Annotated in this window: 2 protein-coding genes; both read left to right on the forward strand. The window is 25.6% G+C overall.

Features of this window, described 5'->3' with window-relative positions:
* On the forward strand, positions 1-610 hold a 610-nt coding region (locus Q0842_RS16060; protein WP_298500511.1), incomplete at its 5' end, for a thioesterase domain-containing protein.
* Positions 610-794: hypothetical protein (locus tag Q0842_RS16065; protein ID WP_298500513.1), on the forward strand; the 185-nt coding region annotated here is incomplete at its 3' end. The genes Q0842_RS16060 and Q0842_RS16065, both read left to right, overlap by 1 nt.

Genomic DNA, 794 nt, shown 5'->3' on the forward strand with positions numbered 1-794 from the left:
TATGGCAAATGATTTTGTAAAAGAAATAAAAGCTGTTTCACCAAAAGGACCTTATCATATTATGGGATATTGTTTTAATACGGCAGTAGCTCTAGAAATTTGTAGAATTCTTAAAATAGATAATCAATTAGTTCATTTAATTATAACAGATACAATAGCTATAAATGAAAATCGAACCGCTCCCGCTAAAACAAAAAGAAGAGTAAAAGGATTTTTTAGTAGGTTATCAAAAAATCCATTAGATGCTTTATATAGATATTTAGAAGCTCGCATTGAAAGGTATATTAAACCGTTTATTGCTAGAAATTTAGGTAGTAGCCTTGAAAAAAATATACAAAAATTAAGAGATAATTTAAATAGTAATTATTTAAATTATGAATGGATACCATTTGACATTCATATTTCTTTAATGATAACTGAAAAGGAAGATCCCACATATAATCCTGAAATTATTGAGTCATGGAATGCTCTTTCAGAGAAAAAAAAGGTAAAAATAACACGAATTAAAGGAACACATAGACAAGTATTTCGAAAGCCAACTGTTAAAAATACTGCTAAAGATATAGAAAATTGCATGGAATATTTTGAAAACAATAACATCGATTTTTAATGAGCCTTCTTGAATTAAAAAATCAAGAGATACATGTTTGGTCTATTAATTTAAATTTCGAATTAGATCAAATAAACGTATATTATAACGTTCTTTCATTAGAGGAAAAGCAAAAAAAATATGAAAATTTTATAATACAATATGTTACTAATTGGAATAAAAGAACAGCTTGTTTTGATTTTAT

Source organism: uncultured Algibacter sp. (assembly GCF_947495675.1).
Taxonomy (GTDB): Bacteria; Bacteroidota; Bacteroidia; order Flavobacteriales; family Flavobacteriaceae; genus Algibacter_B.